Raw genomic sequence first — 15,099 nt, 5'->3', positions numbered from 1 at the left:
TCCGTTTATCTTCTCATTTCGGCGAAGGAGACTCGAGCGGCAGCGAACAGACGAAGTAAGTCACACTAGAAATTCCGTACAGTAAGGAGCCAATCTTTGTCGAGTTAAAACTGTGATTTCTCTCTCCGGTCGAAATGACAATATTGCGCATAAACTCCGTGACTTTGCGAGATTATTACACCCGCAAATATAAATACTTCTTCATAAATCCTCTTCTCTCTTCTTAAAATTATGCTAAATATTTTTTCTTTAATTGGTATATCGGGAAAAGTCGATATATTTGCGCGATGGAAAATATAGAAATCTTTAAAGCATTATCTAACAAGTCCAGATTGCAAATGCTGGAATGGCTGAAAGAGCCTGAAATAAACTTTCCGGATCAACTTCAGCATGCCGGATTTGAACATGGAGTCTGCGTTGGTCAAATTCAGGCCAAAGCCGGCTTAACACAGTCTACAGTTTCAGAATACCTGTCTATTTTACAACGTGCCGGTTTTATAGAAGCCAAACGCGTTGGGCAATGGACTTACTATAAACGCAACGAAGGTGCCTTTGAAGCACTCAGTAAATTAATCCAATCTAATTTGTAAATTACTATGAGTACAAACAACCTGTTTTCGCCATTTAACCTAAAAACGTTAAATCTTAAAAATAGAATCGTAATGGCGCCCATGACGCGCTCTTTTTCTCCAAACGGAGTTCCAACTGATAAAGTAGCTGCTTACTATGAAAAAAGAGCTGAAGGAGAAGTTGGCTTAATCTTATCTGAGGGAACTGTAATTGACAGACCTTCATCATCAAACGATGCTAATGTACCTCATTTTTATGGAGACGAATCCTTAAAAGGATGGAAAAAAGTAATCGATGAAGTTCATGCTGCCGGAGGTTCAATGGGACCACAAATCTGGCATATGGGAATTATGGACAATCACCATTCCGGATGGGTTCCTCCTGTTCCGTTTGAAGGTCCTTCAGGACTAAACCGACCTGATTTTAGAAACGGTATTGCCATGTCTGAAAAAGATATTGAAGATACGATTCTTGCTTTCGGAAAAGCGGCTGCTGATGCTAAAAGATTAGGTTTTGATACGATCGAAATCCACGGAGCACACGGATATTTAATCGATCAGTTCTTTAGAGCTGAAACAAATTTACGTACTGATATTTACGGTGGAAAAACATTGCCGGAACGCAATCGTTTTGCTATTGAAGTGGTGAAGGAAATCAGAAAACAAGTAGGTAACGATTTTGCTGTTATTATGCGATTTTCTCAATTCAAACCTTCTGATTACAATTATAAACTGGCTAAAAATCCAGAAGAATTAGAAGCATGGCTTACGCCTCTTGTGGATGCCGGTGTAGATATATTACACTGTTCACAACGTCGTTTCTGGGAACCTGAATTCGAAGATTCTGATCTGAATTTTGCAGGATGGGCTAAAAAAGTTACGGGAGCACCAACCATTACGGTAGGTTCTGTTGGTCTTTCGGGAGATTTCTTCGGTGCTTTTGCAGGAGAAAGTTCTCAGCCTACTTCTCTTGAAGAATTAAACAGACGTTTCGACAGAGGTGATTTTGATTTGGTTGCAGTTGGAAGACCTCTTTTATCGGATCCGAACTGGGTTGCCAAAATCAAAGCCGGAAAAACGGATGAATTAAAAGGTTTTAGCAAAGAAGCTTTGGGAGCATTGGTTTTAGAATAAAAAAAGGTTCTAAGTTACAAAGGTTCAGAGGGGCTAAGGTTTTCTCTGATTGAACTTAATACAAAAGGGATGAAGCTTTTAAAGTTTAATCCCTTTTTTTAGTTTTATTAAGGTTCAAAGTTGCAGAGATGCAAAGTGACAAAGGTTTTCCCTCTGTACCTTTGAACCTATCCCTCTTTAAGCCTTTTTAAGAAGCTAAGCTACAGAAAAGTTACAGAGTTGCAAAGCGACAAAGGTTTTCCCTTTGCAACTCTGAACCTTTGTAACTTTGAACCTATGAACCTATGCCTCTTTGAGCCTTTTCTGAAATCTTTTCTGAAGCCAGTTACGTACAGGTTCATCATACAATTTCAAACATAAATAAGCTATTACAATACTGGCAATCAAAACCCCGATTCCTAACAAATATCCATCCTGTATCGAAACTTTATTGTCTACCACCCAGGCAGTATACCAATAAATAAGGGGATAATGCGTAATGTAAATCGGATAAGAAATATCTCCTAAAGCTTTACAGATTTTTAGGGAGAACGGATTTTTGATTTCTCCTCCTGCCCCAATAGAAACAATTAAGGGAAACAATACAATAATACAAAGCGATTCGTAGATACCATTCATCCATAAACTGCTTTCATTTCCAAATCTTGGCAGGGCTAAAATTACCGTTATCATTAAACTGCATACCCAAAAAGCTCCTTTAAGGTGAATTAATTTTCCTAAACGAGAAAGTAATATTCCGGCAAAAAACGGGTATAGCAAACGGGTAAAACCAACATTAAGCTGCTCCAGGTTTAAGGACCATCCGCCAATGACATCGCCTTTTGGTCCAAAAACGGTGTAGTTAATTAATAGTCCGGCAAATATCAGCACAAAAACTGACAGCACTTTATTTGAAAATTTGCGAAAAATCAGTGCGTACAGAATATTAGCAATATATTCGAAAAAAAGTGACCATGCCGGACCATTTAAAGGATGCATTTCGCCCCATCCCCTGATTTCCATTGACGGCGGAACCGGAAGTAACGTAAAGCCAATAATCATGGTTAGGATCACTTTCCAAACTTCCATTCCGCCAATCATCGGAAACAAAATATCCGAAGCCTGAAAATAATAAAAAAGGGCTCCGATGATCATTCCCATAATCACCATAGGCTGTAAACGGATTAATCTTCGTTTGTAAAATTCCCATTGCGTCATTTTCAACCAACGATCATCATACGCATACGCGACGACAAATCCGGATAAAAGAAAAAAGAAATCCACAGCCAGATAGCCGTGATTGATAATTTGCACAAAACGGTTTCCTCCCGAGAAGGCTTCGAAAATGTGAAAAGCAACAACTAAAATTGCTGCTACTCCACGTAAGCCATCCAGAATTTCATAATGTTTTTTTGGTTTTATAGCTGATGAAATTGAACTCATAAAAATGGTTAATGGTTAGTTATTAATTGTTAGCGGGTTTTAACCGCAAAGTTTGCAAGGTTTTACGCGAAGATCGCAATGAAAAACGCATACAACTCAGCAGAGCTTTATGTTAAATCCAGCTAATTATCTAATTGTCTAATTATCTAATTATTCCTGATGATTTTTAAGCCATTCTGCTCTGCGCTGATCCGGTAAATGTGTTACTTTGAAATTTTCAAATTTAGCTTCAAAACCTTTTCCGTCTGGGGATGCAGCCATTAAACCTACCATAACGGGAGTGTTATCCTGTAACGGTGCATTTCTGGTCAGGATATAGTTTTTATCATCATAAGAGAAGAATACTTCGATCGCATCTAATCTTCGCACTACTTTGATCCATACAAAAGGCGGAGCTTTCTCTAATGTTGTAACGCTCCAGTCGCTTTTGTCATGTGTTACTACGGTACTAATATTGAATTTTCCATCTACAAATTCAACTCCGGTTTTGATGTAGTTTTTTTCATCTACCCGAATCATCAGTCCCATCTGGTCAAAACGGGCGATATAGTTTCCGGTTAATTTTACTTTGGCTTCGAATTCCCCACCGTAACTGGCGTAGTAAAACGGAGCATCATCAACGGTGAATCCATAGTGCGAAATACGCCAGTAATCACTGTTTGCCGTAACATTCATAATCAATGCATTGTTTTTAATTTCCCATTTTTCAGGTTCATTAAACCACTGCATTTTATTCAGGCTTTGTGCCGAAAAGTTCTGCGCTAAAAATAAAGCTATTAGGCTTAGTACAATTTTGTTCATGATATTTTATTTTTTTTTAAGACTAAAAATAAAGCTGCAAGTTTTACCATTGCAGCTTTACAAACCAACCAAGTTTAGAAATTAATGAAAATTATTGAAGTGAGAAACCCACCTTAGATTTTATATTAACCGCCGAAGCACCAATTATAGCTTCAAAAGCGCCCGGTTCTGCAACCCATTCGTGTTTTTTATCATCGAAAAAGCTCAATGCGGTTTTGTCTACTGTGAAAGTGACTGTTTTTTCTTCTCCCGCTTTAAGCGAAACTTTCTCAAACCCTTTTAATTCTTTTATGGGACGAGGCAGAGAAGATTTTAGATCACTGATGTAAAGCTGAACCACTTCAGACCCTTCTCTTGTTCCGGTATTTTTAACTTTAACAGAAAATGTAATCTGATCTCCTGCACCCATTTGCTTTTTATCAGCCGTTACTTTTCCGTATTCAAAAGTAGTATAGCTTAAACCATGTCCGAAAGCGAATAATGGTTTTGCTTTTTGTTTGTCAGCCCAACGGTATCCGACAAAAATACTTTCTTTATAGGTTACCTCTTCTCCACCCGGGAATTCTCCCAAGGCATGAGCTCCGTTATCCGTTAATTTTACCGGGAAAGTAAAAGTCAGTTTTCCGGATGGATTCACATCTCCAACCAAAACAGCAGCCAGTGCATTTCCTGCTTCAGTACCTAAAAACCATCCCTGAACAATTCCGGGAACTTCTTTTACCCACGGCATTGCCACGGCATTTCCTGAAATGTTTACAAAAACTATATTTTTATTGACTTTAACTAACTCCGAAATTAATTGATCCTGGCCATACGAAAGTTCTAATCCTTTACGATCGTGACCTTCATCATCCTGATTTGGAGCTTTATTCAATCCTCCGATAAAAAGGACAATATCAGCATCTTTTGCTACTTTTAAAGCTTCGGCTGTCAATTCGGCCGGAGAACGTTTTTCTTCTAAACTTACTTTGGCCACAACTCCGTTATAATTACTGGTCGGATCTCCAACGTAACCACGGGCGTACACAATTTCAGCCTGATTTCCGATTCTTTTCTTTAGTCCTTCAAGTGGTGTAATTTCGTATCTGGCTTTTAAGGAAGAACTTCCTCCGCCAACGGTCATCATTTTAATCGCATTTTCTCCGATAACTGCAATCTTTTTGGTTTTGGAAAGATTGATTGGCAGAATATTATTATTGTTTTGCAATAAAACGATGCCTTCTTCGGCAATTTTCAAACCTGCATCCGCATGTTCTTTTGTTCCGAAAGATCCGAAAGGTCTTTCTTTATTCATGGTCGTTAAAAATGACAAACGCAGAATACGACGTACTTTATCATCTAATTCTTTAGTTCCCACTTCCCCTTTAGCAATCATGGTGGAATATGGTTTTGCTAAATAATAATTATCATAAGCATTGCTGGTCCCCCACGTAAGTCCGTTGGTCCAGGAACCGAATTCCATATCCAGTCCATTATGAATGGCTTGTTTGGTATCATGCACTCCGCCCCAGTCTGAGATTACCACTCCTTTAAACCCCCATTCTCCACGAAGAATATCATTCAGTAAAAACTCATTATGGCAGCAGTGCTGTCCTTTGTATTTATTATATGATCCCATAATGGCCCAGGCATCACCTTCCTGAACGGCAGCTTTAAAAGCCGGCAAATAAATTTCATATAAGGCACGGTCATCAACGATTACGTTTACACTATTACGGTTCGTTTCCTGATTGTTTAAAGCAAAATGTTTCACACAGGCAGCTACTCCGTTAGACTGGACTCCTTTAATGTAAGGAACGACCATTTTTGAAGTAAGGAAAGGATCTTCTCCCATATATTCGAAGTTACGACCGTTTAGCGGCGTTCTGTAAATATTAACTCCGGGGCCTAACAGTACATTTTTATTACGAAAACGTGCTTCTTCTCCTATTGATTTACCATATAAGGAAGACAATTCTTTATTCCAGGTGGCAGCAAGTGCTGTCAGTGCAGGAAAGGCAATACAGGAATCATTGGTCCAGCCGGCCTGTTCCCATTCGTCCCATAAAACTTCCGTTCGGATTCCGTGAGGTCCGTCGGTCATCCAGTTTTCAGGAATTCCCAAACGCGGAACACCCGGTGAACTAAATTTAGATTGTGCATGAATCATGGCGATCTTTTCATCGACAGTCATTTTCGAAAGTGCATCTTCTACACGCTCATTGATTGGCTTTTTATCATCCAGATAAACAGGGACTTTATTTTGTGCATTCAATCCGAATGAACTTAATAAGACTAAAACAAGAACTGTTTTAACGTTTTTAAACATAACTATATAATTTATTAAAGCATTTATTTTGGCAGGGTACTCTATTAGTCAAAAGTACCTTATAATAATATTGTAAAGCTAAAACGTTATCGTACACGTTACATTTTTAAACGAAAAAAAGTAGTGGTTTAAAAAATTAAAATACTAATAATCAATTATTTAATTAAATTTAGATTTAAAAAAAAGTAGTGATTTTGAAACAAATCGTTATACTTTCAAAGATATTAAACCTATTTTTATCACCATTTCCTCGAAATCATTTCGTGAAACTGCGGCTTTATTTCTGGCTCTTGTACGGTAATTGTAAATAGTGCTCAACGAGTACCGAAGAAAGGCTGCAATTTTTACACTGTCGGTAATCCCAAGGCGGATCAGTGCAAAAATTCTAAGTTCCGTATTGAGCAATTCCCCCTGCTTTAAAACGATCTGTTCTTCTTTTATAAGCAGGTCATTAAAATCTTTTACGAAAGTCGGGTAAAGGTTCAGAAAGATAATATCAAAGTTTTTATACAATTCTTCCAGTTCATTATCAACCAGTGTTGTTGATTTCAGCATTTTATAAATCTCATCAAACTGTCTGGCTGTCGCTTTTTTATTCAGAATGATGCGGTAATTCTCTAATTTGTTGATGTAAGCCGAACAAAGGCTGAAGAAATGCGCAATATATTCTTCTTTAATATGATTGGATTCCGACAACTGTGCGTTTCGTTCCTGCAGCTGACTGTTGGTTTCGGTAATATCTTTGTTTAATTCGGCTAATTTCTGGCTGGTTTCATACAGTTCTCCCCGAATTCTTGATACTTTTTTCATTTGCTTGTACACATAAATAACAGCAACAATCAAAAATAAAGACAGTAAACTAATGCATAAAAGATAGAGCTGCAGTTCTGTTTTTCTTTTTGCTTCTTTCTCTAAATAAACAGTATTGATGATCGAATATACTTCCGACATCAAAAGCGTACGAAACTGTACATTGCAATAAAGGGCATCCTCAATAGCAGATTGCGTCAGCTTATATGCCATGTCTACATCGCCTATTTCATAAAAAACCAAAGCCAGCTCCTGAAGCGATGCATTGTCTTTTATGGCATTTTTGATATCAGCGGTAGAAGAAAGCGCATAATATTTTTTTCGTAATTCTAATCGATGGGTTGTTTCGTAAATACTGCCGAAGAGATAGGTAATCATGGCATATTGCGAATCTTCTTCCCTGGTGTTTTTTAATAAAACGGTCAATTGCTTTTCAGCGACGGCAAACTTTTTATCAAAAATATTTTTCTGAATCTGAGTAATTTTAAAATTCAGTGATTCCGGATTGAGAACGCTTAGCAGAGAATCTCTGTATTTCCCGATTTGTTCAATGTATTTTTGGCTGGTGCTGTTGGCATTATAGTGTTCGAAAAACTCCCTGTATACTACATAATAGTTGGGCAGCAATGATTTGTTTAGTGTTTTCTTGTTGATGCTTTTTAGTATAGCTTCCGATTCCCGGTATTTTCCTGAGGAGGAATACAGATTGGCTAATTGCAGTTCTGCCAAATCCGATAAGTCTTTATTTTGAAGTGCCGCCGCAATTACCAGGTTCTTTTTGACATAAAAAATAGCCGAATCTGAATTGAATTTCTGATATTCGGTATATAAAGTTTTATTGTAATTGTATTCCTGTTCCTTTGTAAAAGCATCCGACTTAATTTTCTTGAAATTCAGAATTCTTTCTTCTTTTATTTTAACATAGTATTGTTTGTTTCTCAAAGCATCATTAAGCTTTTTCAAAATAGTATCGGTACTATCCGATGCCTGAACAGGAAAGCAAAAAAGAAGGGTGACAACAAACAGAAAATAATTTTTCAAACTAATAAAAGATAAAAACAGAATTACAAATATAAGAAAGTGATGGTATAAAAGTGATTTATAAAAACCATTTCCGTCAAATGCGAATAATCTTTCCTTAATTTTGTGTAAATGAAAACTTCACACTTTAAAATCCATACCAATGCCACATTTTATAATTGATTGTTCCGAAAACGTGATCCGCTTAAAATCTGCCGATGAAATAATGCAGGAAGTTTTTAATTCGGCTTTATCAACCGGGATTTTTGTTGCATCTGAGATAAAAGTCCGCATCAATCCTTTTGCTTTTTATAATAACGGAGGCACGCCGGATGATTTTATTCATGTTTTCGCCTATATTATGGAAGGTAGAAATGACGAACAAAAAGGGAATCTTTCCAAAGTAATTGTCACTAAATTGGCTTCGATTCTTCCTGAAGTTCCGGTGATTTCGATCAATATTCAGGATTTCGAAAAGTCAAATTACTTCAATAAGACCATGGTTTAAAAAATAGTTCCGTTTATAAGTTCCTCTGAATTTATAAACGGAACGATAGTTTTGAAAATTAAAATCGTCTCTAAATTACGGTTTCAATTCTGTGAATTTAGTGTCTAAATCAAAAGCTTTCTTTACTTTTTCAACCGTAATTTCATTTGCTACGGAGAATTCCGCTGTTTGTTTGATATTTAAAGATGAAGCACCGACCAAGACTTTATAGGTTCCGGCTTCGGCAATCCAGGCACTTTTGGCTTCTAAAAATGAGGCCAGATCTTTTGGAGATAAAGTAAAAGTTAATGTCTGGCTTTCACCCGGCTTTAATTCTTTGGTTTTGCCAAAAGCTTTCAATTCTTCTTTTGGTTTGTCAATAGACTTCGAAGGAGCAGCAAGATAGACCTGTACTACTTCTTTTCCGGATGTTTTTCCGGTATTTTTGACTGTAACTGAAACCGTCAGTTTATCTTTAAAAACCGGAGCACTTACTTTCACATTCGAATACTCAAAAGTCGTATACGAATTTCCATAACCGAATTCATATGATGGTTTTATATTAAAAGTACTGAAATAACGGTATCCCACATACACACCTTCTTCATAAGTCACTTCTTTTGGATTATCAACGGGAATTCCCGGAAAGTTTTTGGCGGAAGGCGTATCAGCATATTTCACCGGAAAAGTCATAGTTAATTTTCCGGACGGATTGATTTTTCCGGAAACGACATCTGCAACAGAATGTCCGCCTTCCTGACCCGGCTGCCAGGCTAACAAAATAGCATCTGCTTTATCTTTCCAGGATGCCGTTTCGATTACACCGCCAATATTTAAAATCACCACCACTTTCTTTCCTTTTGCGTGAAAAGCAGTTGCAATTTTGTCCAGCATTTCTATTTCTTCTGTGGCCAGATTAAAATCGTTATCCACTACCCTGTCGCCGCCTTCTCCGGAATTTCTTCCTAAAGTCACAAAAGCAATCTCAGAAGTGGCCGCTTTTTTAGTGATAAAAGCATCGTCCATTTTCATTTCAGGAAGTCTTTCGGGCAAAGCCAGAATACCTCTTGATTTACTTCTCTCTTTTGCGGCAAGGGCTTCTTTTTCTGCATACGGTTTGTATAAATCAACCAATTCTTTATCTAATTTATAACCTGCTGCATTTAAACCTTCTAATAAAGAAACGGTGTGTTTATTGTTTACGCTTCCACTTCCGGTACCTCCTGTAATCCAGGCATAAGAAGTCACTCCGAATACCGAAACTTCTTTTTGTTTATCGCTAAAAGGCAATGTGTTTTTTTCGTTTTTTAATAAAACCATTCCTTCTGCTGCCGCATTTCTGGTTACAGCGGCATTTTTGGTTAAGTTGGGTTTGTTGCTGTATTTATAAGCTGCGAAAGTTGGTGTGCGAAAAACATATTCTAAAATTCTTCTCACATTCGTATTCGCTACTTCCTGCGATAATTTTCCGGAATTTAAGGCTTCCAGCAAGGCTTTTTGCTGCACGGGAATTCCCGGCATGAGCAAATCATTTCCGGCATTCATTTGTTTCACTACATCAGAACTTGAACCTTTTTGTATCGATTCAAAACCCGGAAAACCACCAAACCAGTCGGTCATCACAATTCCTTTAAAACCCCATTCTTCTCTTAAAACCTGCGTTAACAAATCTTTCCTGTCCGAAGTATAAACACCGTTTACTTTGTTGTACGAAGACATTATTGTCCAGGGCTGGGCTTCTTTAACGGTGATTTCAAAACCTTTTAAATACAATTCTCTCATGGCTCTTTCCGAAACGTGGGCATTAATCGTCAGACGATTGGTTTCTTCGTTATTGGCTGCGAAGTGTTTGATAGAAGTTCCCACTCCCTGCGACTGGATTCCGTTTACAATTGCTGCTGCGGTTTTTCCTGCAATCAGCGGATCTTCAGAATAATATTCAAAGTTTCTTCCGTTTAGAGGATTTCTGTGAATGTTCAAAGCCGGAGCCAGTAAAACATCTACGCCATATTCTTTCACTTCATTTCCCATAGCTTTTCCCACCTGCTCCAAAAGCGCTGTATTCCACGTTGAAGCCAAAGCAGTTCCTACCGGAAAAGCCGTTGCATAATAGGTTTGTGAATCGTTTTCCCTTTTCGGTTCAATTCTTAAACCGGCAGGACCATCTGCTACCACTGTTGCAGGAATTCCGAATCTTTTCATTTCTAAAGTACCTCCCGCAGCTCCGGGAACCAGACCTTGTTTCGAATCTCCGACAGGGCCTGTGAGCATTTCGATTCCGGGCATTCCTGTTCCGATCAGAAAGGCTGCTTTCTCTTCGTTGGTCATTTCTTTTATGATCGCATCAATTCTTGTATTGACCGAAAGACGGGTATCTTCCCAGGTATCTAATTTTCCGTTTTTGTTTAAATCCTTAAACGTAAAACCTTTAATGGTAAGTAACGGCGGCTCATTTCCGTCATTTGGAACGGTAGTAAAGGATAAATTGGAAAGCACCACTGCGGTCAAAAGTGATACTCTCGCTGTCTTTATAATTTTGTGTTTCATGGTAGATAAATTAGTTTAATAGTATGTTTCATTTCAGCCGATTTTTCAATCTGTACATGGATTAAAAAAATCATTGCTTCATAATGAAGCAATATTAATTACAATTTCTCATTTCAACAAATAAATCCTGTATAAATTTCATTATCAAATCAATAGCAGTTAAAAAAATACCAGAAAACTAAATATGCAATCTATAATTGATTTATCAAAATGAAGTTCAAAAATGGCTATTTCGTTTGCGTAAAATAATGAAATTAACAGAAATAGTAATTTTAACTCACCAAAAACCGGAAACGAAAAAGCCCGGAAATGAAAAATATCATGAGCATACTTTTTTTCAATGCATGAATTTATTTGTAGGAAAAAATTTAAACAACTTGACTTATAGCATTCAAAAAACTAAATTTGGAAATACTTCTGTCTTATGGAATTTAAAAAAATACTTGAACAGCAATCCGAAGAGGCCTGGAATAAATATATTCCGACCCTTTCTATTGACTGCGTTATTTTCAGTTTTCACGAAACGACGCTTCAGGTGTTGACGCTAAAAATGAAAGATCAGCTCAATTGGGGACTTCCCGGCGGCTATGTCAGAAAAGACGAAAATGTAGATGATGCGGCGATACGTATCCTGAAAGACAGAACCGGAACTGAAAATATCTATTTGCAGCAATTTTATACGTTTGGAAATTTAAACCGCTCTGAAAGTGCTTTTGAGCAATATGATGATACGCTTTGGAACAAACAGCGTTTTGTTTCCATCGGCTATTATGCTTTGGCGGAATATACGAATGTGAAACTAATTATCGATCAGTATTCTACAGCCTGCGAATGGAAATCTATTGACGAGCTGCCCGAATTCATGATGGATCACAGAACCATTTTCGACAGGGCTTTACTTGCACTTCGGGAACAATTGAACAATCACCCGATTGGATATAACCTTCTTCCGGAGAAGTTTACCATGCCGGAGCTTCAAAAATTATATGAGGCCATTTTAGGAAAGAAATTAAACCGTGGTAATTTCTACCGAAAAATCCTGCGTTACGATATCCTCACAAAATTAGACGAATCGCGTAAAGGCGGTGCGCACAAAGCGCCTGATTTGTACAGTTTCGATCTGGAGAAATACAATGCTGCTTTAAAAGAAGGTTTAAAAGGAAGCTGGTAACAGGAATTATTTACCATATAATTGATGTGAGTAAATATAAGTTTGAATTTTATTGTTTTCCCACAGATTAAAGAGATTTTTATTCTCGCAGATTGGGCAGATTGCTTCGCCTGTTCGCTATCGCTCGGGTTTGCAGATTTTTTTTTATTTGGTGTCATTTCGACGAAGGAGACTCGAGCGGTAGCGAACAGACGAAGTAAATCACACTCGTAATTCGACAAAGATTGGCAACTTTCTTTGCGTAGTTTCTAGTGATTTCTCCTTCGTCGAAATGACAAACTTTGGAGTAAAAAAAAGCTCTGTCAAAGTTTAAAACTCCAACAAAGCTCTTAAAAAAATCTATTTTCTTTACTCTTCACTCTTAACTTCTAACTCTTAACTTCTAACTCATAACTCATAACTCTTAACTTCTAACTCATAACTCTTAACTCTTAACTCTTTACTCTTAACTCTTTACTCTTAACTCTTTACTCTTAACTTCTAACTCCATATCCCTAATTAACAGCAATAGGCGCTGCCAGACAACTTTCCGGAATATCAAAGGCGTTCACCAATGATACGGCATCCGGACGAATATCCCAGCACAACTGATTGACCATTTTACGGATGGCTTTGGTTTTCACCGCTTCCATATAACCGTCTTCAAGATACCAGCCTTTGTTTTTTTCTATTTGCGAAAGCGCATATAATTGATATAATTTGGTCAGTATTACTTTTGAATTTTCATCCTCAACGGTTTTTATTGCCGCCTGAAATTGTTCTAACACAATTCTTTCTAAATAGGCCTGAGCGACATCAATCATTTGATGTTGTACGACATTAAAAGCATCATAAGGTTCTAAACCGCCATCGACCAGTTTTTTGATACGTCTTGCTGCAGATGCTAAAATTGTTTTTTCCCTGTGAATAAATGCCTGCAAATGAAATTCAGAATCCAGCAGATGTTCGTCATCCGTTTTGCGGGTAACTATTGGGTTTTTCTCAGCAATAGCGGTTTTTGCATTTTCATAAACATAATTAATAATGCCAAGGGATCCCATCTCGCCAAAGGCTTTACGGAACTCAGATAAGCGGTTTTTAGCCACCAATTGCATCAAAACTGTATTGTCTCCTTCAAAAGTCGTATAGATTTCGGTATCGTTTTTTAAAGCATCAATACGGTTTTCAGACAAATATCCTTTTCCCCCGATGGCTTCACGGCATTCCTGTAAAATATCCCTTGTGCTCCAGGTCGAATAGGATTTCATTCCGGCCGCCAAAGCTTCGATTTCCTGCATTTCCGATTCAGTTCTGTTCAGAAAACGATTCGTCAGGTATTGTAAGGCAAAATGTACCGCGTAGGTTTTGGCTAAGTGCGGCAACAATCTGCGCTGGTGCATGCGGTAATTTAAAATCGGCACTTCAGAACCGCCTTCGGGACCAAATTGTCTGCGCTGATCGCTGTAACGAATAGCAATTGTAAGTCCTGATTTAGCCGCAGCCAAAGCCGAACGCGGAATTCCGATTCGTCCTCCGACCAAGGTTCCCAACATGGTAAAAAAACGTCTGTTGTCACTCGGAATGGGGCTTTCAAATTCACCTTTATCGTTTACGGAAGCAAAACGATCCAGCATGTTTTCTTTTGGAATCTCCACCTGATCGAAACTAATGGTTCCGTTATCCACACCGTTTAATCCCATCTTATGACCGCAGTCGCCAATCGTAATTCCTGGTAACGTATTTCCATTTGTATCGCGCAAAGGCACTACAAAAGCATTTACGCCGTAATCATGACCGTCAATAATCAGTTTGGCGAAAACGGTGGCCATTTGTCCGTGAACGGCTGCGTTACCGATGTATTCTTTTTGTGCATTCTTATTGGGCGTATGGATCGTAAAAGTCTGATTGCTGTGATTATAAGTTGCGGTAGTTTCAAGCCCTTTTACATTCGAACCGTGATGTGTTTCGGTCATGGCAAAACAGCCAGGAAGTTTTAAGGAACCAATATCTTTTAAATATTTTGCGTAATGTTTTTCTGTTCCTAACGACTGAACGCTCATTCCCCAAAGCCCAAACTGAACGCCAAATTTGATGACCAGGCTTAAATCGTGATAACTCAGGGTTTCCATAATAGCAAAATAATCGGCTATGTTTTCTCCTCCTCCATATTGCTTTGGATAAGCCATATTTCCGAGATTTTCAGCAGCCAGAATTTTACACCAGTTGTATACCGTTTCGCGATACACATTGATGTCTGTTGAAGTTTCGTAAGCGAACTCCGGTCTTGAAATTACCGATTTTACTTTTTTGATAATCGCGGCTTCTTTACCGTTTAAAAGTTCGGTGATTTTCTCAATGTCAAAAGTATTGTTGGTCTGGGAACTGGCTGTAAAGGATTCCGCTTTTGTTTTGAAATTCTGAATGACTTCCTCACCTAAAACGCCCAGATCATTTTCGAGTTTGGTGAAATCAGATGCTAATGCTGAAATATCAAGATGGGTATCAGATAGTGAAACTGCGATGTCAAAAATAGATTTTATCGAAGATTTATCTTTAATACTTTTCTCGATATCCCCTTTCCATTCGGCAAGTTCGTTTCGGGAAGGCGGATTTGAAATATCAACTTTAGAAAGTAAATATTGCTGTTCTTCAGGCGAAAGAAAAGTAAGCGAAGTAATAAATTCCTGTAAAGTCGTAAATTCTTTCTGCGTCAGAAGATCGTCAGACCATACCATGTAAAATAAAGGAATAAAGGCTTGTAGTTTCGTATTTTTCATAAAATAATATTGAGCTATTTGGAAATTAAATTTCAATTGCTTTTTCGTAAAAACAAAAAAAAACAGAAATGAAA

General features: G+C 37.8%; 10 protein-coding genes. 4 read left to right on the top strand and 6 right to left on the bottom strand.

The genetic code is table 11. The annotated features are described in order from the left end of the window. The first annotated feature begins 287 nt into the window (after positions 1-287). Together GJU43_RS06710 and GJU43_RS06705 are read left to right on the top strand one after the other, a co-directional pair. Positions 288-590, top strand: a complete 303-nt coding sequence (locus GJU43_RS06710; protein ID WP_127337434.1) for a helix-turn-helix transcriptional regulator — start codon at positions 288-290, stop codon at positions 588-590. A gap of 6 nt (positions 591-596) precedes the next feature. Further along, entirely contained in the window at positions 597-1,703 is a 1,107-nt protein-coding gene (locus tag GJU43_RS06705) for an NADH:flavin oxidoreductase (protein WP_154340017.1), read from the top strand. A gap of 282 nt (positions 1,704-1,985) precedes the next feature. Here GJU43_RS06705 and GJU43_RS06700 read toward each other — a convergent pair whose 3' ends face one another. The 4 genes from GJU43_RS06700 to GJU43_RS06685 form a co-directional block, all read right to left on the bottom strand. Beyond that, positions 1,986-3,125 carry an acyltransferase gene (locus GJU43_RS06700; protein WP_154340016.1) on the bottom strand — a complete coding sequence of 380 codons (1,140 nt, stop codon included), beginning with the start codon at positions 3,123-3,125 and terminating at the stop codon, positions 1,986-1,988. Between the two features lie 150 nt (positions 3,126-3,275). Beyond that, entirely contained in the window at positions 3,276-3,926 is a 651-nt protein-coding gene (locus GJU43_RS06695; protein WP_154340015.1) for a DUF1349 domain-containing protein, read from the bottom strand. Between the two features lie 91 nt (positions 3,927-4,017). Beyond that, positions 4,018-6,234 carry a glycoside hydrolase family 3 C-terminal domain-containing protein gene (locus GJU43_RS06690; RefSeq protein WP_154340014.1) on the bottom strand — a complete coding sequence of 739 codons (2,217 nt, stop codon included), beginning with the start codon at positions 6,232-6,234 and terminating at the stop codon, positions 4,018-4,020. A gap of 207 nt (positions 6,235-6,441) precedes the next feature. Further along, the gene (locus GJU43_RS06685; RefSeq protein ID WP_154340013.1) at positions 6,442-8,085 is read right to left on the bottom strand and encodes a DUF6377 domain-containing protein; all 1,644 of its coding nucleotides are present in this window, start codon (positions 8,083-8,085) and stop codon (positions 6,442-6,444) included. A gap of 142 nt (positions 8,086-8,227) precedes the next feature. Between GJU43_RS06685 and GJU43_RS06680 the strand changes: the two genes are divergently transcribed. After that, positions 8,228-8,572: a 5-carboxymethyl-2-hydroxymuconate Delta-isomerase gene (locus GJU43_RS06680; RefSeq protein WP_154340012.1), complete on the top strand. Its 345-nt coding sequence runs from the start codon at positions 8,228-8,230 to the stop codon at positions 8,570-8,572. 75 nt (positions 8,573-8,647) lie between these two features. Here GJU43_RS06680 and GJU43_RS06675 read toward each other — a convergent pair whose 3' ends face one another. Further along, the gene (locus GJU43_RS06675; protein WP_154340011.1) at positions 8,648-11,098 is read right to left on the bottom strand and encodes a glycoside hydrolase family 3 N-terminal domain-containing protein; all 2,451 of its coding nucleotides are present in this window, start codon (positions 11,096-11,098) and stop codon (positions 8,648-8,650) included. A gap of 424 nt (positions 11,099-11,522) precedes the next feature. Here GJU43_RS06675 and GJU43_RS06670 point away from each other — a divergent pair, with 424 nt between their 5' ends. Further along, entirely contained in the window at positions 11,523-12,269 is a 747-nt protein-coding gene (locus GJU43_RS06670) for an NUDIX domain-containing protein (protein ID WP_154340010.1), read from the top strand. 494 nt (positions 12,270-12,763) lie between these two features. Here GJU43_RS06670 and GJU43_RS06665 read toward each other — a convergent pair whose 3' ends face one another. Next, on the bottom strand, positions 12,764-15,025 hold the full coding sequence (locus GJU43_RS06665; RefSeq protein WP_154340009.1) for an acyl-CoA dehydrogenase: 2,262 nt from the start codon (positions 15,023-15,025) through the stop codon (positions 12,764-12,766). Between the last annotated feature and the right edge of the window lie 74 nt (positions 15,026-15,099).

The sequence above is a fragment of the Flavobacterium sp. LC2016-23 genome, assembly GCF_009674775.1.
In the GTDB taxonomy this organism is placed as follows: Bacteria; Bacteroidota; Bacteroidia; order Flavobacteriales; family Flavobacteriaceae; genus Flavobacterium.
The sequence above is the reverse complement of the archived record's forward strand: the minus strand, read 5'-3'. Positions and strand labels throughout refer to the sequence as shown.

What these genes read in the sequence shown, in the direction of transcription:
- GJU43_RS06700 (WP_154340016.1), bottom strand. Translation starts at nt 3,125, where the DNA reads ATGAGTTCAATTTCATCAGCTATAAAACCAAAAAAACATTATGAAATT.
- GJU43_RS06680 (WP_154340012.1), top strand. Translation starts at nt 8,228, where the DNA reads ATGCCACATTTTATAATTGATTGTTCCGAAAACGTGATCCGCTTAAAA.
- GJU43_RS06670 (WP_154340010.1), top strand. Translation starts at nt 11,523, where the DNA reads ATGGAATTTAAAAAAATACTTGAACAGCAATCCGAAGAGGCCTGGAAT.
- GJU43_RS06695 (WP_154340015.1), bottom strand. Translation starts at nt 3,926, where the DNA reads ATGAACAAAATTGTACTAAGCCTAATAGCTTTATTTTTAGCGCAGAAC.
- GJU43_RS06690 (WP_154340014.1), bottom strand. Translation starts at nt 6,234, where the DNA reads ATGTTTAAAAACGTTAAAACAGTTCTTGTTTTAGTCTTATTAAGTTCA.
- GJU43_RS06665 (WP_154340009.1), bottom strand. Translation starts at nt 15,025, where the DNA reads ATGAAAAATACGAAACTACAAGCCTTTATTCCTTTATTTTACATGGTA.
- GJU43_RS06705 (WP_154340017.1), top strand. Translation starts at nt 597, where the DNA reads ATGAGTACAAACAACCTGTTTTCGCCATTTAACCTAAAAACGTTAAAT.
- GJU43_RS06675 (WP_154340011.1), bottom strand. Translation starts at nt 11,098, where the DNA reads ATGAAACACAAAATTATAAAGACAGCGAGAGTATCACTTTTGACCGCA.
- GJU43_RS06710 (WP_127337434.1), top strand. Translation starts at nt 288, where the DNA reads ATGGAAAATATAGAAATCTTTAAAGCATTATCTAACAAGTCCAGATTG.